A 22,946-nucleotide genomic window follows, 5' to 3' on the forward strand; every position below is an offset into this window, starting at 1 on the left:
TTGTGCAAAAGCGGCGTGAAGCTTGCCGCTCATGGCTAAAGACTTTCAATCAGCTATCCAGCGCCTTGTACTTCTCGCGCAGGTGGTTACGAATCCATACCGCCGAAAGGTTGAGCGTGGCGATGACCAGCACCAGCAGCAACGCGGTGGCGTACACCAACGGCCGCGCGGCCTCGACGTTAGGACTCTGGAAGCCAACGTCATAAATGTGGAAGCCCAGGTGCATGATCTTCTGGTCCAGGTGCAGATACGGGTAGTTACCGTCGACTGGCAACGATGGCGCCAGCTTCACTACACCCACCAGCATCAGCGGCGCCACCTCACCGGCAGCACGCGCCACGGCGAGAATCATCCCGGTCATCATCGCCGGGCTGGCCATGGGTAGCACGATCTTCCACAGGGTCTCAGCCTTGGTCGCACCGAGCGCCAGCGAGCCTTCGCGCACTGTGCGAGGGATACGCGCCAAGCCTTCTTCAGTGGCCACGATTACCACCGGCACCGCCAGCAAGGCCAGGGTCAGCGAGGCCCAGAGCAGGCCTGGAGTCCCCAGCGTTGGGGCTGGCAATGCTTCAGGGAAGAACAAACGGTCGAGCGAGCCACCCAATACATAGACGAAGAAGCCCAGGCCGAACACACCGTAGACAATTGCCGGTACGCCAGCCAGGTTGTTCACCGCGATACGGATCAAACGCGTCACCGGGCCCTGGCGAGCGTATTCGCGCAGGTACACCGCAGCGAGTACACCAAAAGGCGTGACGATCACGGCCATAATCAGGGTCATCATCACCGTACCGAAGATAGCCGGGAAGATCCCGCCTTCAGTGTTGGCTTCACGCGGGTCGTCACTGAGGAATTCCCAGACCTTGGCGAAGTACACACCGAGCTTGGTGAAGCTGCCCATGGCGTTCGGCTGGTAGGCGTGAACCACCTTGTCCAGGCTGATCTCGATTTCACGACCATTGCCGTCTTTGACGACCACGCTGTCGCGACCGAAGTCCTGATGCAGGCTGCCCAAACGCTCTTCAATCGCTTTGTAGCGGTTGTTCAGCTCGGCGCGTTCGGCGTCCATGTCTGCCTGGGCGGCGGCATCGAGCTTGCCATTTAGTTCCAGCTTGCGAGCGTGCAAACGCAAGCGCTCAAGGCCGTAGTTAATGGCACCAATGTCCTTCTTCTCAAGCTTTTGCAGCTCGCCCGCCAGCTTATCGGCACGCTTCAGGCGCGTCTGCAGTTCAGACCAGGCAGCCTGGCCTTCGGCGACGACCTTGCCGTTTTCCTTGACGCTCACCAGATAACCGTAAAAGTTACCCCACTCGCGTCGCTCAAGGGCAATCAGCTCCGCTGGTGTCTTCTGGTCAGTCAGCCAATCGCCTACTACCCAGGTGAAGTCACTGCCATTGAGGTCGCGGTTACCGACCTTGATCAACTCACGCGTCATGAACTCCGGGCCATTTTCAGGAACCGGCAAGCCAGCTCCTTTCAAACGCGCCAGAGGCACTTCTTCTTTCTGTACGACTTCACCGACCACTACATGGTCAGGCTGACCCGGGACCTTATAGGTTGCCTGGATCAGGTCGGCCGGCCAGAAGTGGCCCAGGCCGCGCACGGCGATCACGGAGAGCAGACCGATGGTCATGATCACCGCGATGGCGACCGCGCCACCGCTGACCCAGACGCCAGGGGCGCCGCTCTTGAACCAGCTTTTGAGGGAATCCTTTTTCACGGATCTCTACCTTTCTATCAAAGCGACGAGTATTTCTTGCGCAGACGCTGGCGAATCAGCTCGGCCAAGGTGTTCATCACGAAGGTGAACATCAACAACACCAGCGCGGCGAGGAACAGCACACGATAGTGACTGCCACCAACTTCCGACTCCGGCATCTCGACCGCAACGTTGGCCGCCAGGGTACGCATACCTTCAAACAGGTTCATTTCCATGACCGGCGTGTTGCCGGTAGCCATCAGCACGATCATGGTTTCACCAACAGCGCGGCCCATACCGATCATCAGCGCTGAGAAGATACCCGGGCTGGCGGTGAGAATGACCACACGGGTCAGGGTCTGCCATGGCGTCGCACCCAATGCCAGCGAGCCCAGGGTCAGACTGCGCGGCACACTGAACACGGCGTCTTCAGCGATCGAATAAATGTTTGGAATGACCGCAAAGCCCATGGCGATACCCACTACCAAGGCGTTGCGCTGGTCGTAGGTGATACCCAGGTCATTGGTGATCCACAGGCGCATGTCCCCCCCGAAGAACCAGGTCTCCAGCAGCGGGCTCATGTACAAGGCGAACCAACCAGTGAGCAGAATCACCGGGATCAGAATCGCAGCTTCCCAACCATCCGGGACCCGCAGGCGGATCGACTCAGGCAAGCGGCTCCAACTGAAACCTGCGACCAGAATGCCAATCGGCATCAGCAGGAACAGACTGAACACGCCCGGCAGGTGTCCTTCCAGGTAAGGCGCCAGGAACAGACCAGCGAAGAAACCGAGAATAACCGTCGGCATCGCCTCCATCAGCTCGATTACCGGCTTGACCTTGCGGCGCATGCCCGGGGCCATGAAGTAGGCCGTGTAGATAGCGGCCGCGATGGCCAGCGGAGCGGCCAGGATCATGGCGTAGAACGCAGCCTTCAACGTACCGAAGGTCAGCGGCGAAAGGCTCAGCTTGGGTTCAAAGTCGGTGTTCGAGGCGGTCGACTGCCAGACATACTTCGGCTCGTCATAGTTCTCGTACCAGACCTTGCTCCACAACGCGCTCCAGGAGACTTCCGGGTGCGGGTTCTTCAACGACAGTGGCAGCAGCTTGCCGCCTTCTTCGATAATGATGCGGTTGGCCCGAGGCGACAGCGCGAGAATACCCGCACCTTCAGCTACCGGCTCAACCAACAGGGTACGGTGCGCAGTGCTGTGGAACACGCCGAGTTCACCGCTGGCATCCAGGGCCACGAAACCCTTACGACGCTCTTCGGCATCGATCTGCACGATCGGCGCCTTGCCCATCTGGAACTCGCGAATACGCTTGAAGCGCTGCTCGCCATCGGGATCACGGGCCATGAACCATTGGGCCAGACCACCTTTGGAGTCGCCGATGATCAAAGAGATACCGCCCACCAACTGAGCGCTGGCGGTAACTTCGGCATCACCGTCATCAAGCAGCTTGTAACGGCCATTGAGGCTCTTGTCCCGCAGGCTGAATACGTCCGCCTGAGCCCGCCCATTGATCACATACAGCCACTGCTGGCGCGGATCGATGAAGATCGCCTTGACCGGCTCGGTCATCTGCGGCAGGTCGATACGGTTCTGCTCGCTGGTGACTTCGCCAGTCATCATGTTTTCTTCGCGGCTCAGCGATACCACTTGCAAGTGCGCCCCGGTGGAACCGGCAACCACCAGGGTTTCGCCGTTCACATTGAGGCTCACGTGTTCCAGCGCACGGCCCTGCTCATCGAGTACAAACGGCTCCTGGCCATAGGGATAGTCGATAGCGGGGGTGATGGTTTTCTTGTTGTCCGGGTAGGTGATCTTGTAGCTGTGGCTGAATGCCAACGCCTGTCCATTGGACAAGCCCAGCACCACCAGCGGATTACCCGGCTGATCGTTACCGATCGAGGTCACCTGGGTGCCAGCAGGCAGAGGCAGCTCTACGCGCTTGAGCTCGGCACCGGTCTTGGTGTCGAAGAACAGCGCCTGGCCCTTGTCGGACACACGCATGCCGACCAGGTTTTGCTCTTCCAGAGCGATCATCAGCGGCTTGCCGGCATCCTGGCTCAACCAGGTAGGCTCCAGCGCCTTCTTGCTGGTCAGTGTGGCGCCCTGGAACAGGGGCACGACCACATAGGCCAAGTAAAAGAAGATCAAGGTGATCGCTGCCAGCACGGCAAGCCCGCCCACCAGTACATACCAGCGAGTCAGGCGATCCTTGAACGCGCGCATACGGCGCTTGCGTTGCAATTCGGGCGTATTGAAATCAATCCGCACGGGGGGAGAATTTTGGGTCATGGTGGAGTTGGCCAGATCATTCATGCGCACACCCTAGCGGTCCCGTATTACAAAAACATGACAGTGCAGTGACGCAAAAAAGCCCGCCGCTCAGGGATGCTGGCAACGGACTCGCAATTTGCAGCGGGATCTGGTCATTCCCAGACCCCGCCTAGCTCACTCTTAGTTTGCTGCGACGCCTTTGGCGGCGTGGTTCAGACCCAGGTCCGCCAGGGCTTTTTCAGCCACTTTGGCAGGCAGTGGGATGTAACCGTCTTTCACTACCACCTGCTGGCCTGCCTGCGACAGAACCAGTTTGACGAACTCGGCTTCCAGCGGGGCCAGAGGCTTGTTCGGCGCTTTGTTTACGTAGACGTAGAGGAAGCGCGACAGCGGGTAGGTGCCGTTCAGAGCGTTGGCTTCGTTGTCTTCAACGAATGCGCCGCCGTCTTTCTTGGCCAGAGGCACAGTCTTGACGCTGGCAGTCTTGTAACCGATACCCGAGTAACCGATACCGTTCAGCGAGCTGCTGATCGACTGCACCACCGAAGCCGAGCCCGGTTGTTCGTTGACGTTAGGCTTGAAGTCGCCTTTGCACAGGGCTTCTTCCTTGAAGTAGCCGTAGGTGCCGGATACCGAGTTACGACCGAATAGTTGCACTGGCTTGTTGGCGAGGTCGCCGGTCACACCCAGGTCACCCCAGGTTTTAACGTCAGCTTTAGCACCGCACAGGCGGGTCGACGAGAAGATCGCATCGACCTGGGCCATGGTCAGGCCTTTGATCGGATTGTCCTTGTGGACGAATACAGCCAGTGCGTCGACAGCAACCGGAATAGCAGTTGGCTTGTAGCCATACTTCTGTTCGAACGCCTGCAGCTCGACGTCCTTCATTTTACGGCTCATCGGGCCGAGGTTGGCGGTGCCTTCAGTCAGCGCAGGTGGCGCAGTCGAGGAACCAGCAGCCTGGATCTGAATATTTACGTTCGGGTATTCCTTCTTGTAGGCCTCAGCCCACAGGGTCATAAGGTTCGCCAGGGTATCGGAACCGACGCTGGAGAGGTTGCCCGACACACCAGTGGTCTTGGTGTAGGTCGGAATAGCAGGGTCAACAGCGGCAACCGCATTGGCGGTGGCAACGCCAGCGGCGACGAAAGTCAGGGCCGCCATCAAACGCTTCAGTTTCATGCCTTGCTCCTAGCAGGAATTGGGGTGAGATGGATCGGGCCCAAGTATCTGCAGGCCGTATGAACACTCTATGAATGGAATGTGACAATTAGATGAAAGGCCATCACCGGAGATCGATGATGGCCTTTCAAAATGTTGCGAGAGCTGTGTTAGAACGGCTTCAGCGTTTTTTGGTCAGCAGATAGACGCCAACCAGCAGACCGATGGCGCAGATACCGGCCACATAGTAGGCCGGAGCCATAGGGCTGAATTTGAGCAACGCCGTTACCACCATCGGCGTCAGGCCGCCGAAGATCGCGTAGGCCATGTTGTAGGAAAAAGACAGGCCACTGAAACGTACCGCAGGCGGGAAAGCCTTGACCATGACATACGGAACCGCACCCACGATGCCCACACACAGCCCAGTCAAGGCGTACAGCGGGAACATCCATTCTGGATGGGTTGGCAGGGTGTGATAGAAGGTCCAGGAGGACGCCAGCAACATCAGACTACCGACGACGAATACCCGTCCAGCCCCTATACGGTCAGCCAGCGCACCGGTACCTATGCAGCCCAGGCTGAGCAAGACAATCGCCATGCTGTTAGCCTTCAGCGAATCGAGCGGGGTGATGTGATAAAGGCTCTGCAGCAACGCAGGCGTCATCAGGATGACCACGACAATGCCGGCTGATAACAACCAGGTCAGCAACATCGAAAGAACAATGGCGCCTCGGTGATCACGCAACACTGCCCGCAGCGGTACTTCCTCAGCCAGTGCCTTGCGTGCCTGCATTTCGGCAAAGACGGGGGTTTCATGTAGCCAACGACGCAGGTAGACCGCGAACAATCCGAACACACCACCCAGCAGGAATGGAATACGCCAGGCGTAGTCCGCTACTTCCTCGGTGGTGTAAATCGTGTTGATCAGGGTTGCCACCAGGGAGCCAAGGAGGATCCCGGCCGTTAGCCCAGCGGTCAGCGTGCCGCAGGCATAACCTGTATTACGTGCCGGCACATGTTCGGACACAAATACCCACGCGCCTGGCACTTCACCGCCAATCGCCGCACCTTGGATCACCCGCATCAGCAAAAGCAGGAACGGCGCCATCACACCTATCTGCGCATACGTTGGCAGCAGACCCATGATCAGCGTGGGTACGGCCATCATGAAAATGCTCAACGTGAACATTTTCTTGCGCCCCAGCAGGTCGCCAAAGTGGGCCATGACAATGCCGCCCAGCGGGCGCGCCAAGTAGCCGGCGGCAAAAATGCCAAACGTTTGCATCAAGCGCAGCCAATCCGGCATGTCGGCAGGAAAGAACAACTGGCCGACGACGGTGGCGAAGAATACGAAAATGATGAAATCGTAGAACTCCAGTGCCCCGCCCAAAGCGGAAAGCGACAGGGTCTTATAGTCACTGCGGGTGAGCGGCCTCGAAGGCTGCGCGATACTACCGGGCACGGAGGTCATGGATATCTCTTATAGGTCTTTCTTATGTTCAGGCCAGCTACGACGCGGCTTTCGGCCTGGGAAGCATCGAACCATAGCAAATTGCTGGAAAAAGCACATAGCAGTACAAATTCAATACAAGTTTAATGACTGCACGGTCGTCGCTGCGCTGTCGGCTCTATATACTGGCCGCCTGTAGAAGGGTTGGATGTCATGAAGGATGTTGTGCGAAAACGCAGCTAGATGTGCTTAGTCGGTTTCGCAGAGTTTCCCTTCGCCGCCTGGCAAAGCGAAAGCAGCGTATTATGGTTGTGCTGAATCGTTTTTCGAGGCGTCTGTGTTAGCGCCAACCAACGAAGCGTCACGGGTCAGAGGCACCCCCGGCATGATTGAACTCGAACAAGAAGATCCTATCCCGCAAGGCGACCTGGCCTTGCAGATCACCGCACTACCGCGTGAAACCAATGGTTTTGGCGATATATTCGGCGGCTGGCTAGTCGCGCAAATGGACTTGGCCGGCACGGCCATGGCCAGCCGAGTCGCTGGTGGCCGGGTAGCAACCGTGGCTATCGACCGCATGGCCTTCCTCGTACCTGTGGCCGTGGGTGCACAATTGTCTTTCTATACCCAGACCCTGGAAATCGGCCGTAGCTCGATCCAGATGATGGTCGAGGTGTGGAGCGACGATCCGCTGTCCAGTGAATGGCGCAAGGTTACCGAAGCGGTCTTCGTGTTTGTCGCCATCGATGGCAGCGGCCGCACTCGCTCGGTTCCTCCTCGTCGCTGACACGGCTGCGCGGTAAACTCGACGGAATGCAAACGGTCCAAAACCGTACGGCAAACCAATGAGATCAAGCGCATGTCCACACCCAAGGTCGAATCCGAACAGCATGGCGAGCTTAACTGCTGGCGTATCACCAGCAGCCATGCCGAACTGCTGGTCGCCCAGCAGGGCGCGCAAGTTCTGAGCTATCAGCGGCTCGGTGAGCCGCCTTTGCTGTGGCTCAGCGAACAAGCCATTTTCAAACAGGGCAAATCTGTGCGTGCCGGAGTACCGGTATGCTGGCCCTGGTTTGGCAATCTCAAGCGCAACCCTGCTACGGTGCAAGCCATGTATGGTGCCGAGGAGGGGCCAGCTCATGGCTTGGTTCGTGGTCGCGACTGGCAACTGCTCGGTATCGACAGCAGTGGCGAAAGTGTTCGTGTCGAATTCACATTGCCAGCCACTCAGGGCGATCTTCCCGACTGGCCGCACAACGTCGAGCTCACGTTGGCCATCGTCATGGGCGAGCAACTGACCGTCACCCTCTCCAGCTATAACCTGGACAACGCTCCAGTCACCCTCAGCCAGGCACTGCATAGCTACTTTGCCGTCAGCGATGTGCGCCAGGTACTGGTCGAAGGCGTTGACGACCTGAGCTACATCGAAACCCTGGCGGATTGGCAACAACGCACACAACAAGGCACGCTAGGTTTTGCCGGTGAAACCGACCGCATCTATTTGCAGAGCCCTGAGCAACTGCACATTGTCGATCCGGCATGGCACCGGCGCATTACCTTGACCAGCAGCGGTTCGCGCTCGGCGGTGATCTGGAACCCCTGGACTGACCGCGCTGCGGAACTGGCTGACATGGCCAACGATGGCTGGCAACGCATGCTATGTATCGAGACCGCCAATGTGTGGGACGACATTGTGACACTCGCACCGGGAGCAACACATTCCCTGAGCCTGTGCATCAGCAGCGAACCGCTCTAGGACAATAACCTCAGCGCACTCTACCGCTGCCTTGTATGGTCAGTTCAAGCGCCTTTTGCATGTCCAGTCGTGCCGAGCGTCCCAAGTCAGCATGGTCCAGCTGACTGTCACGCTCGGACGGTAGAATGGGCGCGGTGAGATCTTCGCCATCCATGGCCTCGAAGTCTTGCCGCGGCCCCAAAGTCATTGCGCTACGCCGCAATAGCATGCGTACTTGTTGCGGAGTAAGTGCCGGATCGATCGACAGCATGGCTGCTATAACAGCCGTCACCAAAGGCGTCGCGAACGAGGTACCGCAATGCACCGTGCCAGGCTTGCCCATTTCTGCTGTAGAGGCATGAACACAGGCTGCAGCGCTAATATCAACACGCCTTCCAATATTTGAACTGCCGCGCTTAATCACGTAATCCGGGTCATCTCGCCTCACGTCCTGCCCGCTACGCTGATGAGCACCGACCACCAGAAGCTGATCGGCCACCAATGAAGACGGTAGGCGATACTCGTCGTCATCGGACCTGGATGAACCGTTACCTGCCGAATTGACCACAATGACATCCGGATGCTCGGCTCGCAGCCACAGGAAAAATTCTTCGAGAAGTTCTTCGTAACCACCGATAGCCAGCCCGGAGCGCACCAATGAATCGATTTCGTCCCCCTCGATGCTCCTGGTCCCGACACGATGTACTCCCCAACTCCAATTGAGCACCCGCACCCCGTCTTCGACCAGATTCACCGAAGCGGCAATGTTGGCGGTGATGCCCGCATCAGAGCTGCGCTCGACGATCACCTCGAAGCCAGGGCTGGCAGCGTCCAAGCCCGATAGGAACCCGCGATTACCTCCGGCCTGCCAAGCCGCCGCAATGATGCCGGCAACGCTTGAGCCGTGGTTATCCGGTTTGCTCGAATCACGGGCAAACACGCACATCTTCCCAGCACCTGCTTTACAGCCCCCCCGATAAGCAGCGAAGTCCGGTGAATCGAAATCCACATCCCGCTCGATGATACCCACTCGCACTTGCTGCACCTTGATTGGAGCCTTCACTGCCGGAATGCGTTTGCGGTAGTAGTACACCGCATCCATGAACCGATTGGCGGCCCACTCTTTGCCCGCCGTAGGTGGACGGGTGTTGTCGACGGCAGTCTCTTCACCACGTTCCGGAGCCGATTCTTCGACAATGACAGCATCAACGCTGGCTTCGCTGCCCATGCGCAACAACAGGGCATCACGCTGGATAAGGTCACGTGCGGGTATACGCAATTGGTAGGTATTGAGCGCAGGGATGGCGCCTACGACCTTGGCACCATATTTTTCAGCCAGACGACGCGCCTCGATCAATCCGTCGTGCTGCTCCTCGATCAGTAGGCTGATCAGATCCACGTAGGTGACCAGACCATCCATATTCCTGGCTACTTCGTCAGACCGCGCCGCAACTATGTGACTATTGCTCACCGACAGCCATACGGGGTTGCTGCGTCGGTCCGCCAGTTCCAGCCATACTGAAGCGCTTACGTGATCGCGCTTGTTCACGCGTAGCTGCACAGACTCACCCTTGAGCTGCACTGCTTCAGGCGCCAAAGCCTTATCACCGAGCCAGACGGTGGGACGTTGATTTCCCAGCCCGCTGACATGCAGGCACCACTGTTGCTCAGCAGTCGCCAGTATGTCGCCGCAACGTTGCATCTGAGTGATTCGTAGCGGCGCTTGTGCAGCTGACGCCAGCGGCCAAATCAGGCCCAGGCAGGCCAGCAGCGCAATGGGTCCTTTCATGAGACATGACGCTCCATGACAATCCTTGAATATCGGACTGTCAGCACCAGTCAACGTTCAGGAAGATCAGAGATCGCTTTCTTCGACTACTTTCACTTGGGCCGCGTCTATTGCATATGCCGCGTCAGCCAGGTCATTGGTGACCTTCTCCACTTTCAGCGTGCCGTTGACCCACAGCGGCGTGTAGATATCGTCGATCTTCAGGCCCTTGGGGTAACGAACCAGCACCAGTTGGTTAGGTGGCGGTGGCGGCACGTGGATGCAGGCACCTGGATAAGGCACGAGGAAAAACAGCGTGCTGTTGCCCTTGGCATCGGATTCCAGCGGCACGGGGTAACCACCCAGACGGATCTGTTTGCCATTCATTGCGGGCACGGTCTTGTTTGAATACATCACCGCAGGCAAGCCCTTGCTCTGCTTAAGGCCGCCCTTGGCAGTAAAAGTGCCCATGGCCTCGGGGGAGTTGTGATCAATTTCAGGCATCAGCTCAAGGGCTTTCTGATCCGACTCGGGCATCAATTCAAGCCAGTCGGTCTCCGCCAGTTCAGCACGGGCGAGGCTGCTGATGATCAACAATGAAAGCAGCAATACACGGCGCATAAGAATGCTCGACAACGAAAATTGCCGAGCATTCTAGCCTGCTGTCAGTTCTTTTTGACCATACCGTAGATCACCAGAAGAATGACCGCCCCCACCAGCGCACCCAGGAAGCCCGCGCCTTCGCCAGCCTGGTAGATGCCCAGCGCCTGACCGCCGTAGGTCGCAGCAAGCGAACCGGCAATACCCAGGAGAATGGTCATGATCCAGCCCATGCTGTCGTCGCCAGGCTTGATGAAGCGTGCCAGCAATCCGACGATCAGGCCGATGAAGATGGTTCCGATGATACCCATGGCAATCCCTCTGAATGAAATGGCGCATGCCAAAGCCTAGTCAGCGCTTTGGCATCCTGCCATCAGAGGGACAGCGGTGGGGGAAGGTTCCAATTAACCCTTAATCAGCGCTTCGACCTTCTGGATTTTTTGCTCCAGGGTCGCCATGTCATCACAACGCAGGGTGGCGTGACCCACCTTGCGGCCGACCTTGAAGGCCTTGCCGTAGTGATGCAGGTGGCATTCGTCGATGGCAACCACCTGGTGTACTGCTGGGACTTCGCCGATGAAGTTGAGCATTGCGCTCTCGCCGACCTTGGCAGTCGAACCAAGCGGCAGGCCGGCAACGGCGCGCAGGTGGTTCTCGAACTGGCTGCACTCGGCCCCTTCGATGGTCCAATGCCCGGAGTTATGTACGCGTGGTGCGATCTCGTTGGCTTTCAGGCCGCCATCGACTTCGAAGAATTCGAATGCCAGCACACCGACGTAGTCGAGTTGCTTGAGCACACGACCCGCGTAATCTTCGGCCAGTTTCTGAAGCAAATGGTCTTCACTGGCCACCGACAGACGCAGGATGCCGTTCTCGTGGGTGTTGTGCACCAACGGATAAAAACGGGTTTCACCATCGCGAGCACGCACGGCAATCAGCGAGACTTCGCCGCTGAACGCAACGAAGCCTTCCAGCAAGCAAGGCACACTACCCAGTTCAGCGAAAGTGTCTACCACATCCTCGGCCGTGCGCAGCACCTTCTGACCCTTGCCGTCATAACCCAGGGTACGGGTCTTGAGCACGGCAGGCAGGCCAATCGTGGCGACTGCAGCGTCCAGATCGGCTTGCGACTGGATATCGGCAAACGCCGGGGTCGGAATGCCCAGGTCCTTGAACATGCTTTTTTCGAACCAGCGATCACGTGCGATCCGCAACGATTCTGCACTCGGATAGACCGGCACGAATTGCGAGAGGAAGGCAACGGTTTCAGCCGGTACGCTTTCGAACTCGAAGGTTACCAGGTCGACTTCGTCGGCCAACTGACGCAGATGGTCCTGGTCACCGTAATCGGCGCGCAGGTGTTCGCCCAAGGGGGCTGCACATGCATCCGGGGCGGGGTCAAGGAAGGCGAAGTTCATGCCCAGCGGAGTTCCCGCCAAAGCCAGCATACGACCCAATTGGCCGCCACCGATTACACCGATTTTCATGGGTTGGACCTCAAGCCTGACGCGGATCTGGATTATCCAGAACGCTGTCTGTCTGCTCAGCGCGGAACTGCTTCAACACCGTGTGGAACTGCGGGTGCTTGGCGCCCAGAATGCTCGCCGAGAGCAGCGCAGCGTTGATGGCGCCAGCTTTGCCGATAGCCAAGGTGGCGACCGGAATACCGGCTGGCATCTGTACGATCGACAACAGCGAGTCGACTCCGGAGAGCATCGACGACTGTACCGGCACACCCAGGACAGGCAGATGGGTCTTGGCGGCGCACATGCCTGGCAGGTGGGCAGCGCCCCCCGCTCCAGCGATGATCACCTCAATGCCACGGCCTTCGGCCTCTTCAGCATACTGGAACAACAAATCCGGGGTGCGGTGGGCGGAAACCACCTTGACCTCGTAGGGAATGCCGAGTTTTTCCAGCATATCGGCGGTGTGGCTAAGGGTGGACCAATCGGACTTGGAGCCCATGATCACGCCAACCAGTGCACTCATCGTCGAGCCTCTCCTGCAAGCGCCGTGCGGCGCGCTAAAAGCAACAAGCCACGCAGGTGGACCGGCGTGGCTTGTCATTCGGATTCTGAATCGACCGGTGTGGCCGAAGGCGCGGGATTATAGCCCATGGCGTATACACACGCCCACCCCTTGGCGCACTCCGACAGATCAAAGGCTGAGTTTATTGCTGGGCAATTTTCCGAATGCTGCTTGCGCCGATTCCAAAACATCATTGGGCACCCAAACAAGTCCCAAGGAGGGGCGCCAGATGAATCACTTCAAATGTTACGCAATGACTGTTGTCCTACTTGCCTGTACACATCTTGGCCAAGCCATGGCCGCCTCATCATTCATCGTCATGCTGTACCCTCATGACGAGTTGGCCGACACCAGCGACGAGCAGCTACGCAAAGGCTATGTACAACCCTGGCTAGATGAAATGCGCCAGATCACCCAGCATTCCATCGAGGTGATTTTTCAGCGCAACGTCGCGGGTGTTACCGACATTGCGTACTGGCAGAGTTCACCTGAAAACACCTTGAAGACCTTTCGTCAAACCGCGCCTGCGCCCGAGTATGGAAAAGCATTGCTGCTCACTCGCAATGGTTTCGGCCCCCTCGATGGGCCGGAGGCCGGCACCGTCGCCGGTCTTGCCAGCAGGCTTTACCCTTACGGCGTCGCATCACTCACCACCTACACTGCACTGGCACATGAGCTGGGCCATTTGATGGGAGCCACTCACGAAGCCGCTGAATTGCGCTACAACCCATGGATCTGCGAGACCTACGTCTACCCCGAACGCCACCCACTGCGCTCCAATTGCTACCGATACAGCGATGCAAACCGTGCCACCATCGCTGAACACCTGGACCGTATGCTCAGCGAGTAGACATCCTCATTCAGCCTGGCCAGCGTGCACGCCTGTGGATTCCAGCTTGCGCCACAACAACCGCACGTTGGCCTTGCGTACCAAGGCACACCGATAAAGACGAATTTCCAAAGGCACATGCCATTGGCTTGCACCACAAATTGCCAGCTCACCCCGCTCCAACTCGCCACGCATGGACAGTCGTGGCACCCAGGCAACCCCCATCCCTTCCAGCGCCATGCTCTTCAAGCTATCGGCCATAGCAGTCTCATAGACAGTGGTGTAGCGCAGGTTACGCTGGCGCAATAGCAAGTTAACCGAGCGACCAAGGAATGCACCCGCACTGTAGGCCAGCAGGGGCACGCTGCCCTCACCCTCCAGATCGAACAGCGGCTTGCCATCGGTTCCCAGCGCACACACCGGCAACATTTCGGTCGTCCCCATGTGTAGCGATGGAAATATCTCGGCATCCATTTGCAGGGCTGCGTCCGGATCGTAGAAGGCCAGCATCAAGTCACAGCCACCCTCACGCAGCGCATGCACCGCATCGCCCACGTTAGTAGCGACTAGGCGCGTAGCAATGTTCAAACCATCGTTGCGGAGTTGAGCGACCCAGCGCGGAAAAAAGCCGGACGCCAGCGAGTGCGCTGCTGCGATCTGGATAACCTCCCCCTGACCACCTTCCAAGTGATGCAAATGACGGAGAACTTCGCCCAACTGGTCGACAACGGTGCGCGCAGTCACTAGAAACAGCTGCCCCGCTGCGGTCAACTCAATGGGCGTGCGGGAACGGTTCACCAACTGCAGTCCCAGTGCGGCTTCCAAACTGCGTATGCGTCGACTGAAGGCCGGCTGCGTTACAAATCGGCGCTCGGCGGCCTGGGAAAAGCTGCGGGTCGCCGCCAAGGCGCTGAAGTCTTCCAGCCATTTGCTTTCGAGGTTCATTTGTCTCTCCACGCATGCACCAAAATGGCACACGCTCGAATGTCGGTTGGCGTCACATCAACCATTATGCCGTTTGTGCATAGGTTAGCGTGCAACAGCATTGGCCGCAAAATCCCCCCCGGCCTAGCATTAGCGCCATTCCGGCATGTGCCGGGTCAAATTCGAGATGATATCTATCATGTCCGCTGCTGCATCGTTCCGCGTTGAGAAAGACCTGCTTGGCACCCTTGAAGTCCCTGCTGATGCTTATTACGGCATCCAGACCCTGCGCGCTGCCAACAACTTCCACCTCTCCGGTGTTCCGCTGTCGCACTACCCTAAACTGGTTGTTGCCCTGGCCATGGTCAAACAGGCCGCTGCCGACGCCAACCGTGAACTGGGTCACCTGAGCGATGCCAAGCACGCCGCCATCAGCGAGGCCTGCGCCCGCCTGATCCGCGGTGATTACCACGAGCAGTTCGTGGTTGACATGATTCAAGGCGGTGCTGGTACTTCTACCAACATGAACGCCAACGAAGTAATCGCCAACATTGCGCTGGAGGCCATGGGTCACCAGAAGGGCGAGTACAAGTATCTACACCCGAACAACGACGTGAACATGGCGCAGTCCACCAACGACGCCTACCCGACTGCGATCCGTCTGGGTCTGCTGTTGGGTCACGATGCGCTGCTGGCCAGCCTCGACAGCCTGATCCAGGCCTTCGCCGCCAAGGGCCAGGAATTCGACCACGTACTGAAGATGGGCCGTACCCAGCTGCAGGACGCTGTGCCGATGACCCTGGGCCAGGAATTCCGTGCCTTCGCCACTACCATGACCGAAGACCTGAACCGCCTGCGCTCCCTGGCGCCAGAACTGCTGACCGAAATCAACCTCGGTGGTACCGCCATCGGCACCGGCATCAACGCCGACCCTGGCTATCAGTCCCTGGCGGTACAGCGCCTGGCGACCATCAGCGGCCAGCCGCTGGTACCTGCCGCCGACCTGATTGAAGCGACTTCGGACATGGGCGCCTTCGTCCTGTTCTCCGGCATGCTCAAGCGTACCGCGGTCAAGCTGTCGAAAATCTGCAACGACCTGCGCCTGCTTTCCAGCGGTCCACGTACCGGCATCAACGAGATCAACCTGCCAGCGCGCCAGCCAGGCAGCTCGATCATGCCAGGCAAGGTCAACCCGGTTATCCCGGAAGCAGTCAACCAGGTGGCCTTCGCCATCATGGGTAACGACCTGGCCCTGACCGTTGCCGCTGAAGGTGGCCAACTGCAGCTGAACGTCATGGAGCCGCTGATCGCCTACAAGATCTTCGACTCGATCCGCCTGCTGCAGCGCGCCATGGACATGCTGCGCGAGCATTGCATCGTCGGCATCACCGCCAACGAACAACGCTGCCGTGAACTGGTCGAACACTCGATCGGTCTGGTCACTGCCTTGAACCCGTACATCGGCTACGAGAACGCCACCCGTATCGCTGCCATCGCCCTGGAAAGTGGCCGTGGTGTGCTGGAACTGGTCCGCGAGGAAGGCCTGCTGGACGAAGAGATGCTCAACGACATCCTGCGTCCGGAAAACATGATTGCTCCGCGTCTGGTCCCGCTCAAAGCGTAACCGATGCTGTAACACCGCTCACCAGGTCGAGGGACTAGACACCTCTCACCTTTTGAGGGCCCAGGGATCATTCCCCGGGCCCTTTTTTTATGCCCGCTGACAGCCAGGCTGATGATGACGTACTGTGCTCGGCTAAACCCTGGCCGACCACGGAGACAGCGTAATGGCTACTGCATATCCCGCTCGTAAGATCATGGTGCTGTATACCGGAGGTACCATTGGCATGCAGGCCAGTGCCAACGGCCTGGTTCCGGCGTCGGGACTCGAGCAAAGGATGCGCGAACACCTGACCGGGCGTACCGATATAACGCAGTGGCAGTTTCGCGAAATGCAGCCGCTGATCGATAGCGCCAACATGACGCCCCGCTACTGGCAGCGCCTGCGTGTAGCGATCATCGATGCCATCGAGGTACAGCACTGCGACGCGGTGCTGATACTGCACGGTACCGACACCCTCGCCTACAGCGCTGCCGCCCTGAGTTTCCAGCTCATTGGTTTGCCAGCGCCCGTACTGCTCACAGGTTCCATGCTACCCGCGGGCACAGCCGACAGCGATGCCTGGGAAAACCTCGTCGGGGCCCTGCAAGCGCTAACTCAAGGCGCAGTCGCGGGCGTGCAATTGTATTTTCATGGAGAACTGCTCGAACCCAATCGAACCGCCAAGGTGCGCAGTTTCGGTCGGCATCCATTCGTCATGCTCAAACGCTTGGGCGGCGCACCCAAGGCGCAGCCTTTACCAGCAGCGCTGAACTACCGACAAGCCTGGCAACCTGCGACTGTCGCTGTATTGCCACTGGTACCCGGGTTCGGCGCTGCTTTGTTGCAAGCGGCGCTCGACAGCGGTGCGCAGGCCCTTATCCTGGAGTGTTTCGGCAGCGGCACCGGTCCGGCCGACGACGCCGGCTTTCTCGATGTGCTGAGGCAAGCCCAGAGCAAAGATGTAGTGGTGGTGGCAATCACCCAATGCCATGAGGGCGGCGTCGAACTGGACGTTTATGAAGCGGGCAGCCGTTTGCGCCAGGTTGGTGTGGTATCGGGCGGCGGAATGACCCGTGAAGCGGCATTCGGCAAGCTGCAGCTACTGCTCGGCACGGGTTTGCCGCCAGCAGAAATACGGCGCCTGATCGAACTGGATCTGTGTGGAGAGCTGTGCTGATTCCAGCAAGGCACGCATATTGCTGGTTTGCAGATAGCCCTTCAGCAGGAAGCCCCACCATGCTCCACTCACACCTCACAACGCTCAATGCTGTGTCGTTGGTTATTCAAGCCTTCAAGGATGACGGCATCGAGGCTTCTGCGCTGCTCGAAGGTAGCGGTATCAGCCCGTCAGACCTGGGCCGCGCCGATTCACGCATCACCACCCGCCAGGAGATGCTGGTGTGTGCCAATGCTGTGGCACGACGTCGCGAAGTGGGCTTGGAATTGGGACGACGCATGCACGTTTCCTGCTACGGCATGCTTGGTTACGCCCTGCTCTCCAGTGCCACCTTAGGTGACGCTTTGCGCCTGGCAATGCAGTATCCGGCGTTGTTGGGAACACTTTTTCAGCTACGCCTGATCGAAGACGGTGAGCGCATCTGGTTCAGCGCCAGCAATTATCGTGCGGATCCTTGCCTGGCTGCATTCAACGCCGAATTTTGCCTGACCTCACTGAAAGTGATTTGCGATGACCTACTCGGGCAGACACTGCCGTTGATCGCTTCCCGCTTCAACCATACCTGCCCCGATTACCAATCGCTGTACGCTGAAACTTTCAACTGCCCACTGCATTTCGGTGCCGGCGACAATGCCTTTGCCTTTGAACGTCGCTGGCTGGACATGCCACTGCCGTTGGCAGACCAGATAACCCACCGCGCCATGAGCGAGCGCTGCCGGCGGCAGAATCTGGAGTTCACCGGTCGCCAAGCCTGGTTGGGGCGCATCCGCCAACTGCTTCTCGATCAGTTGAATGCCGCGCCTGGACTGGAGGGCCTGGCCAAGCAGATGAATTGTTCATCGCGCACCCTGCGACGACATCTGCAGGAGTTGGGCAGCAGCTATCAGCAGTTGCTCGATGAGTTGCGATTCGAGCGTGCCAAACAATTGCTGGCCGAGGACCAACTGCCGATCTATCAAATCGCAGAGGTGCTGGGCTTCAGCGAAACGGCCAGCTTTCGTCATGCGTTCTTGCGCTGGAGCGGCGTAGCACCCAGCCATTTCCGCACCTAGCGGCGAAAAGCGGACGGCCAGACTGGCCATATCGATCCCCTTTTGGCCGTTTTCGCCGTTCAGAACCGGAGCTGGTCCATCAACAATGGGCCCACGCCAGAGACTCCGGAGAACAATAAATGCTGACAATTTATTCTGACGATCATCGCCTTCATCACGGCCGCTGCGAGTTGATCGATGGGCAACTCATGCCCTGCTTTGAAATGCCTTCACGTGCAGACCATGTACTTGAGCGGGTCAAGACCCGTGAATTGGGCCCGGTACAAGGTCCGACAGACTTTGGCCGCGCACCACTGCTACGCGTGCACAGCGCCGATTACCTGAATTTCTTCGAGGGTGCCTGGCAGCGCTGGTCCGCCCTCGGCCACGAGGGTGACCTGCTGCCCTTTACCTGGCCAGCACGAACCTTGCGTAGCATCAAACCCAAGGGCCTGCATGGTGAACTGGGCTATTACAGCTTCGACGCGGGAGCCCCGATCACTGCTGGCACCTGGAAGGCAGCCTATAGTGCCGCGCAGGTTGCGCTGACCGCCCAAGCGGCAGTGCAAGCCGGTGCGCGCAGCGCCTTTGCCCTATGCCGCCCACCAGGACACCATGCGGCAAGCGATGTGATGGGCGGCTACTGCTATCTGAACAATGCCGCCATTGCCGCACAGGCCTTTCTTGACCAAGGCCACAGCAAAGTTGCCATCCTTGACGTCGACTACCACCACGGCAACGGTACCCAGGAAATCTTCTATCAGCGCAGCGACGTGCTCTTCGCCTCGATTCACGGCGACCCGCAGGCCGAGTTTCCATTTTTCCTGGGTTATGCCGACGAGGAAGGCGAAGGTGAGGGCCTGGGTTACAACGTCAATTACCCACTACCCGCAGGCAGTGACTGGACCACTTGGAGCAATGCTCTGGAGCAAGCCTGTGAACGCATTGCCGCCTATGCGCCAGACGTGATCGTGGTGTCATTGGGGGTCGATACATTCAAGGACGATCCCATCTCCCAGTTCAAGCTCGACAGCCCGGACTACCTGCAGATGGGCGAGCGCATCGCTCGTCTTGGCAAGCCGACCTTATTTGTCATGGAAGGTGGCTATGCCGTTGAAGAAATCGGTATAAACGCCGTTAACGTCCTGGAAGGATTCGAACGCACCTGACGGAATGGCGTCGGCGCATCTAGCCGCCCCACGCACGCCGCAGACGTACGAGCGCATCAGCAATGTGTGCTTCGTCCACTGCGGCAAAACCCAGCACCAATCCGGCGCGTCCATCCACAGGCGTGGCCGAGTCCGGCAGCCAGTAGTCGCTCAGGGCATTGAGCTCAACGCCGACCGCTTCGGCCTGGGCGATCAACGTCTGCTCACGCGCGTAGCTGTCGACATCGATTTTCAAGTGCAGCCCTGCCGCTACCTCGGGCATGGGACCAATTCCCGGGATATCCACAGGCCACCCCATCTGAAGCGCATTTCGCCGACTCAGGGCGGCACGCCGTACTCGGCGAATATGTCGCTGAAAATGCCCCTGGGCCATGAATTTCGCCAAGACAGCCTGGGTACCCACTTCCGAATGCCTGACAGCCAGCGCCCGACAGCGAGAAAAGGCCTGCACCAACTGTTGCGGCAGCACCAGATAGCCCAGTCGTAATGCAGGAAAAACAATTTTGCCGAACGTGCCGACATACAGTACACGCCCGCTGCGATCCAGCGCTGCCAACGGTGCCAGAGGCGCGCCGCTGTAACGATATTCGCCGTCGTAGTCGTCCTCGATGATCCAGCCACCCTTGCGCTGTGCCCATTCCAGCAGCTCCAGACGCCGGGCCAAACTCATCGTGACGCCAGTGGGGTACTGGTGCGAGGGCGTCACATAGCTCAAGCGACACTGCGCCATGGCATCAAGTGCAGCACAGTCCAGCCCCTCGCTGTCCACCGCAATGCCATGCACCTGCGCTCCCGTCAGAGCGAAGGCGTTACCAGCAGCACGATACCCAGGGTTTTCCACAGCCACCCCATCCCCAGGCTCCAGCAGCAACTGTGCACAAAGGCTAATGGCTTGCTGCGCGCCGCTGGTGATCACAATTTGTTCAGCGGTGCAGGAAAGTCCGCGAGATCGACGCAAATAAGTCGCAATCAATTCACGAAGTTGAGTCTCTCCTGCCGGATCCCCATACCCCAAGGCCTGCGGATCCGGGTTGCGCCAGAATCCCGCCTGCAGCTTGGCCCAGACGTCAAAAGGAAACAGGTCCAGCGCCGGCAAACCGACGCGAAAAGCCCGTGGAGGACCACTTTTTGGCGCAGGCAAATGATGTCGCTGCAGGCGCTCCAAGGGCCCATTGTGGATAACTTCACTGGATAAAATATCAGTGCTTTCAGGCGAATTTGTGGATAAATCTGTGGAAAAGCCCAGGGATAACCCTGTGGATATTTTTGTGGATAGTTTCGGAAGCTGACTGACGTAGGTCCCGTCACCCACCCGGCTTTCGATGAAGCCTTCGGCATACAGCTGGTCGTAAGCGCGCACCACACTGTTACGTGACAACGCCAACGCAGCGGCCATGTCTCGAGTCGCCGGTAGGCGCGTGCCACTGCTCAAACGGCCATCCAGCACCCGTACGCGCAGCTCTTGGTACAGCTGACGGCTCAAGCCTTGGCGGCGATCAAGAACAATACCCGTGGGGTCGAACGGCAAGCAAAACGGACGCTCGCTCATAACAATGGACCTATCAAATTAGCTGTAAATGGCTCTTAACATAGACCATTAGCCTGCCTAGGATTGAGCCATTCGCCAAGGACAATCCTCATGTTCACACCTTCGAGCTACAAGGAAACCGACCTTTCCCAACTGCAACAGCAAATCGAACAGACACGCTTGGCCGTTCTGGTTACTCACGGCGAGCAGGGTTTGCAGGCCAGTCACTTGCCGCTGTTGCTGGATCGTAGCAAGGGCAGCAACGGTACGCTTTATGGACACTTTGCCCGCGCCAATCGCCAATGGCAGGAATTGGCCGACGGCGCCGAGGCACTGGTGGTGTTTGCCGGTCCCGACGCCTACGTCAGTGCTGGCTATTATCCAAGCAAGCTTGAAGATCCCCGCACCGTGCCAACCTGGAACTACCAGGTCGTGCATGCCTGGGGTCAAGCCGAGGTGTTTCACGATGCCGAGCGTTTGCTCGATATCGTCCGCCGCTTGAGCGACCACCATGAACAGCGCCAGGCCAAACCTTGGTCGGTAGACGACGCACCCAGCGACTACATGGCCGGGATGCTCAAGGCCATTGTCGGTTTTGCGCTGCCTATCGATCGCCTGCAAGGTACCCGAAAACTCAGTCAGAACCGCTCAGCCGTCGATATCGAAGGCGTTCGCTCGGCGCTGGCCAACAGCTCTGATCCCATGGACAACCAACTGGCCACACTGATGCGCCAACCTTGAGGGAACCTGCTATGCCAACCGTAACTATTCGTCCCGTCTGCGCTGACGACCACAATGTCTGGCTGCCACTCTGGCAGGCTTATCTGAGCTTCTACGAAACCCATCTTGACGACGAAGTGACAGCAGTGGCCTGGGAGCGCATGCTTGATCCAGGTGAGCCCACCAATGCCGCGCTGGCCTGGGTCGATGGCAAGGCAGTAGGCATGGTTCATTGGATCTATCATCGATCCAACTGGAGCATCGAGAACGCATGCTACCTGCAGGATCTGTTTGTCCGAAGCGAACAACGTGGCCTCGGCGTTGGCCGCCAATTGATCGAATTTGTTTACGCCACCGCCCGCGAAGCTGGCTGCGCCAAGGTTCACTGGCTGACCCACGAAACCAACGCCACCGCAATCAGTCTCTACGAACAGGTTGCCGAGCGTCCTGGGTTTATCCAGTTTCGCAAACCGTTGTAAACCTGGAGCCTTCACATGAGTGCATCGTTGAACTGGCACCCGGCCAAACGTCCGCAAGCCAAAACCCTGGTAGGTCGCTTCATTCGCCTGGAGAAACTCGATCCCCGGCGCGATCGTGAAGACCTCTGGCAGGTGTTTCAAGGACCGGAATCGGACCCCACGCTCTGGGACTATCTTGCCTACGGCCCCTTTACTGAACGAGAAGACTTCGACCATTGGCTTGATAGCAACGCAGCCAGCAGCGATCCGCTGTTCTACAGCGTCATTGATCTGGCCAGTGGCCAGGCTCAAGGGATTCTCAGCTTGATGTCCATCGTGCCCGACCAAGGCCGCATCGAGATCGGCCATATTGCCTTTGGCGCAGCCATGCAACGCTCACCCAAGGGCACAGAGGCCGTATACCTGCTGGGTAAGTTGGGGTTCGAACTGGGCAACCGCCGCCTGGAGTGGAAGTGCAATAACGACAACGCCCGTTCAAAAAGAGCAGCCGAACGCTTCGGCTTCAGCTTCGAAGGCGTGTTTCGCAAGCACATGGTGATTAAGGATCGTAACCGCGACACAGCCTGGTTCTCGATTACCGACGATGAATGGCCTGCGATTGCGGCAGGCTTTGAGCGCTGGCTAGGGGAAGACAACCAGCGACCAACAGGCCAGCTGCTCACACTGCAAGCCTGCCGGAGTGCCCGCTAGCGTTGGCGTATAAACTTCGCAGCGGGCTGTGCTCGCTGCTATCGCAGACCTAGGCAAAAAAAGGGGAGCA

The 22,946-nt window shown here is 58.5% G+C and carries 21 protein-coding genes; 10 read left to right on the top strand and 11 right to left on the bottom strand.

What is annotated here, in order from left to right:
* Positions 1 to 49: 49 nt before the first annotated feature.
* The 4 genes from pstA to V0R60_RS03805 all read right to left on the bottom strand — a co-directional run bounded on the left by pstA (position 50) and on the right by V0R60_RS03805 (position 6,616).
* Complete coding sequence (pstA, locus tag V0R60_RS03790) at positions 50 to 1,720, bottom strand: phosphate ABC transporter permease PstA (protein WP_330078835.1); 1,671 nt, start codon at positions 1,718 to 1,720, stop codon at positions 50 to 52.
* Positions 1,721 to 1,737: 17 nt separating this feature from the next.
* On the bottom strand, positions 1,738 to 4,026 hold the full coding sequence (locus V0R60_RS03795) for an ABC transporter permease subunit (RefSeq protein ID WP_136478776.1): 2,289 nt from the start codon (positions 4,024 to 4,026) through the stop codon (positions 1,738 to 1,740).
* 138 nt (positions 4,027 to 4,164) lie between these two features.
* Complete coding sequence (locus tag V0R60_RS03800; RefSeq protein ID WP_136478777.1) at positions 4,165 to 5,166, bottom strand: phosphate ABC transporter substrate-binding protein PstS; 1,002 nt, start codon at positions 5,164 to 5,166, stop codon at positions 4,165 to 4,167.
* 160 nt (positions 5,167 to 5,326) lie between these two features.
* On the bottom strand, positions 5,327 to 6,616 hold the full coding sequence (locus tag V0R60_RS03805) for an MFS transporter (RefSeq protein WP_330078834.1): 1,290 nt from the start codon (positions 6,614 to 6,616) through the stop codon (positions 5,327 to 5,329).
* A 364-nt stretch (positions 6,617 to 6,980) separates the two neighbouring features.
* Between V0R60_RS03805 and V0R60_RS03810 the strand changes: the two genes are divergently transcribed.
* The gene (locus V0R60_RS03810; protein WP_009402429.1) at positions 6,981 to 7,382 is read left to right on the top strand and encodes an acyl-CoA thioesterase; all 402 of its coding nucleotides are present in this window, start codon (positions 6,981 to 6,983) and stop codon (positions 7,380 to 7,382) included.
* A gap of 72 nt (positions 7,383 to 7,454) precedes the next feature.
* Positions 7,455 to 8,351, top strand: coding sequence for a D-hexose-6-phosphate mutarotase (locus V0R60_RS03815; protein WP_136478779.1), 897 nt, complete (start codon positions 7,455 to 7,457; stop codon positions 8,349 to 8,351).
* 10 nt (positions 8,352 to 8,361) lie between these two features.
* On the opposite strand, the gene V0R60_RS03820 is transcribed toward V0R60_RS03815, so the two are convergent.
* The 5 genes from V0R60_RS03820 to purE form a co-directional block, all read right to left on the bottom strand.
* Positions 8,362 to 10,119 carry a S8 family peptidase gene (locus tag V0R60_RS03820; protein ID WP_330078833.1) on the bottom strand — a complete coding sequence of 586 codons (1,758 nt, stop codon included), beginning with the start codon at positions 10,117 to 10,119 and terminating at the stop codon, positions 8,362 to 8,364.
* Between the two features lie 66 nt (positions 10,120 to 10,185).
* Positions 10,186 to 10,719, bottom strand: a complete 534-nt coding sequence (locus V0R60_RS03825; RefSeq protein WP_330078832.1) for a DUF3299 domain-containing protein — start codon at positions 10,717 to 10,719, stop codon at positions 10,186 to 10,188.
* A gap of 44 nt (positions 10,720 to 10,763) precedes the next feature.
* The gene (locus tag V0R60_RS03830) at positions 10,764 to 11,009 is read right to left on the bottom strand and encodes a GlsB/YeaQ/YmgE family stress response membrane protein (protein WP_136478782.1); all 246 of its coding nucleotides are present in this window, start codon (positions 11,007 to 11,009) and stop codon (positions 10,764 to 10,766) included.
* A 93-nt stretch (positions 11,010 to 11,102) separates the two neighbouring features.
* Positions 11,103 to 12,185, bottom strand: a complete 1,083-nt coding sequence (locus V0R60_RS03835) for a 5-(carboxyamino)imidazole ribonucleotide synthase (protein ID WP_136478783.1) — start codon at positions 12,183 to 12,185, stop codon at positions 11,103 to 11,105.
* A 10-nt stretch (positions 12,186 to 12,195) separates the two neighbouring features.
* Entirely contained in the window at positions 12,196 to 12,687 is a 492-nt protein-coding gene (gene purE, locus V0R60_RS03840) for a 5-(carboxyamino)imidazole ribonucleotide mutase (RefSeq protein WP_009402441.1), read from the bottom strand.
* 268 nt (positions 12,688 to 12,955) lie between these two features.
* Here purE and V0R60_RS03845 point away from each other — a divergent pair, with 268 nt between their 5' ends.
* A complete protein-coding gene (locus tag V0R60_RS03845) occupies positions 12,956 to 13,576 on the top strand; it encodes a zinc metalloprotease (RefSeq protein ID WP_136478784.1) in 621 nt (206 codons plus the stop codon).
* A 6-nt stretch (positions 13,577 to 13,582) separates the two neighbouring features.
* Here the strand turns inward: V0R60_RS03845 and V0R60_RS03850 are convergent, their stop codons facing one another.
* Entirely contained in the window at positions 13,583 to 14,500 is a 918-nt protein-coding gene (locus V0R60_RS03850; RefSeq protein ID WP_330078831.1) for a LysR substrate-binding domain-containing protein, read from the bottom strand.
* Between the two features lie 178 nt (positions 14,501 to 14,678).
* On the opposite strand from V0R60_RS03850, the gene aspA reads away from it, so the two are divergent.
* From aspA to V0R60_RS03870, 4 genes are all read left to right on the top strand, one after another.
* Positions 14,679 to 16,103, top strand: a complete 1,425-nt coding sequence (aspA, locus tag V0R60_RS03855) for an aspartate ammonia-lyase (protein WP_136478786.1) — start codon at positions 14,679 to 14,681, stop codon at positions 16,101 to 16,103.
* A gap of 163 nt (positions 16,104 to 16,266) precedes the next feature.
* A complete protein-coding gene (locus V0R60_RS03860; protein WP_136478787.1) occupies positions 16,267 to 17,259 on the top strand; it encodes an asparaginase in 993 nt (330 codons plus the stop codon).
* Between the two features lie 59 nt (positions 17,260 to 17,318).
* Complete coding sequence (locus tag V0R60_RS03865; RefSeq protein ID WP_136478788.1) at positions 17,319 to 18,311, top strand: AraC family transcriptional regulator; 993 nt, start codon at positions 17,319 to 17,321, stop codon at positions 18,309 to 18,311.
* Positions 18,312 to 18,430: 119 nt separating this feature from the next.
* Complete coding sequence (locus tag V0R60_RS03870; RefSeq protein ID WP_330078830.1) at positions 18,431 to 19,459, top strand: histone deacetylase family protein; 1,029 nt, start codon at positions 18,431 to 18,433, stop codon at positions 19,457 to 19,459.
* A gap of 19 nt (positions 19,460 to 19,478) precedes the next feature.
* On the opposite strand, the gene pdxR is transcribed toward V0R60_RS03870, so the two are convergent.
* Positions 19,479 to 21,008, bottom strand: a complete 1,530-nt coding sequence (pdxR, locus tag V0R60_RS03875; protein WP_330078829.1) for a MocR-like pyridoxine biosynthesis transcription factor PdxR — start codon at positions 21,006 to 21,008, stop codon at positions 19,479 to 19,481.
* Positions 21,009 to 21,098: 90 nt separating this feature from the next.
* On the opposite strand from pdxR, the gene V0R60_RS03880 reads away from it, so the two are divergent.
* Genes V0R60_RS03880 through V0R60_RS03890 form a run of 3 tightly spaced genes read left to right on the top strand, consistent with a single transcriptional unit; the run spans position 21,099 to position 22,876 of the window.
* Entirely contained in the window at positions 21,099 to 21,728 is a 630-nt protein-coding gene (locus V0R60_RS03880) for an FMN-binding negative transcriptional regulator (RefSeq protein ID WP_330078828.1), read from the top strand.
* Positions 21,729 to 21,739: 11 nt separating this feature from the next.
* A complete protein-coding gene (locus tag V0R60_RS03885) occupies positions 21,740 to 22,186 on the top strand; it encodes a GNAT family N-acetyltransferase (RefSeq protein WP_136478792.1) in 447 nt (148 codons plus the stop codon).
* Positions 22,187 to 22,201: 15 nt separating this feature from the next.
* Entirely contained in the window at positions 22,202 to 22,876 is a 675-nt protein-coding gene (locus tag V0R60_RS03890; protein ID WP_136478793.1) for a GNAT family N-acetyltransferase, read from the top strand.
* Positions 22,877 to 22,946 lie beyond the last annotated feature (70 nt).

It is taken from the genome of Pseudomonas auratipiscis (assembly GCF_036324085.1).
GTDB lineage: Bacteria > Pseudomonadota > Gammaproteobacteria > Pseudomonadales > Pseudomonadaceae > Aquipseudomonas > Aquipseudomonas auratipiscis.

Bases quoted from the DNA above. Each gene is read 5' to 3' on its own strand.
- pdxR (WP_330078829.1), bottom strand. From the start codon at position 21,008: ATGAGCGAGCGTCCGTTTTGCTTGCCGTTCGACCCCACGGGTATTGTT.
- V0R60_RS03870 (WP_330078830.1), top strand. From the start codon at position 18,431: ATGCTGACAATTTATTCTGACGATCATCGCCTTCATCACGGCCGCTGC.
- V0R60_RS03805 (WP_330078834.1), bottom strand. From the start codon at position 6,616: ATGACCTCCGTGCCCGGTAGTATCGCGCAGCCTTCGAGGCCGCTCACC.
- V0R60_RS03800 (WP_136478777.1), bottom strand. From the start codon at position 5,166: ATGAAACTGAAGCGTTTGATGGCGGCCCTGACTTTCGTCGCCGCTGGC.
- aspA (WP_136478786.1), top strand. From the start codon at position 14,679: ATGTCCGCTGCTGCATCGTTCCGCGTTGAGAAAGACCTGCTTGGCACC.
- V0R60_RS03820 (WP_330078833.1), bottom strand. From the start codon at position 10,119: ATGAAAGGACCCATTGCGCTGCTGGCCTGCCTGGGCCTGATTTGGCCG.
- V0R60_RS03830 (WP_136478782.1), bottom strand. From the start codon at position 11,009: ATGGGTATCATCGGAACCATCTTCATCGGCCTGATCGTCGGATTGCTG.
- V0R60_RS03795 (WP_136478776.1), bottom strand. From the start codon at position 4,026: ATGAATGATCTGGCCAACTCCACCATGACCCAAAATTCTCCCCCCGTG.
- V0R60_RS03890 (WP_136478793.1), top strand. From the start codon at position 22,202: ATGAGTGCATCGTTGAACTGGCACCCGGCCAAACGTCCGCAAGCCAAA.
- V0R60_RS03815 (WP_136478779.1), top strand. From the start codon at position 7,455: ATGTCCACACCCAAGGTCGAATCCGAACAGCATGGCGAGCTTAACTGC.
- V0R60_RS03845 (WP_136478784.1), top strand. From the start codon at position 12,956: ATGAATCACTTCAAATGTTACGCAATGACTGTTGTCCTACTTGCCTGT.
- V0R60_RS03860 (WP_136478787.1), top strand. From the start codon at position 16,267: ATGGCTACTGCATATCCCGCTCGTAAGATCATGGTGCTGTATACCGGA.
- V0R60_RS03835 (WP_136478783.1), bottom strand. From the start codon at position 12,185: ATGAAAATCGGTGTAATCGGTGGCGGCCAATTGGGTCGTATGCTGGCT.
- V0R60_RS03865 (WP_136478788.1), top strand. From the start codon at position 17,319: ATGCTCCACTCACACCTCACAACGCTCAATGCTGTGTCGTTGGTTATT.
- V0R60_RS03825 (WP_330078832.1), bottom strand. From the start codon at position 10,719: ATGCGCCGTGTATTGCTGCTTTCATTGTTGATCATCAGCAGCCTCGCC.
- purE (WP_009402441.1), bottom strand. From the start codon at position 12,687: ATGAGTGCACTGGTTGGCGTGATCATGGGCTCCAAGTCCGATTGGTCC.
- V0R60_RS03810 (WP_009402429.1), top strand. From the start codon at position 6,981: ATGATTGAACTCGAACAAGAAGATCCTATCCCGCAAGGCGACCTGGCC.
- V0R60_RS03885 (WP_136478792.1), top strand. From the start codon at position 21,740: ATGCCAACCGTAACTATTCGTCCCGTCTGCGCTGACGACCACAATGTC.
- V0R60_RS03850 (WP_330078831.1), bottom strand. From the start codon at position 14,500: ATGAACCTCGAAAGCAAATGGCTGGAAGACTTCAGCGCCTTGGCGGCG.
- V0R60_RS03880 (WP_330078828.1), top strand. From the start codon at position 21,099: ATGTTCACACCTTCGAGCTACAAGGAAACCGACCTTTCCCAACTGCAA.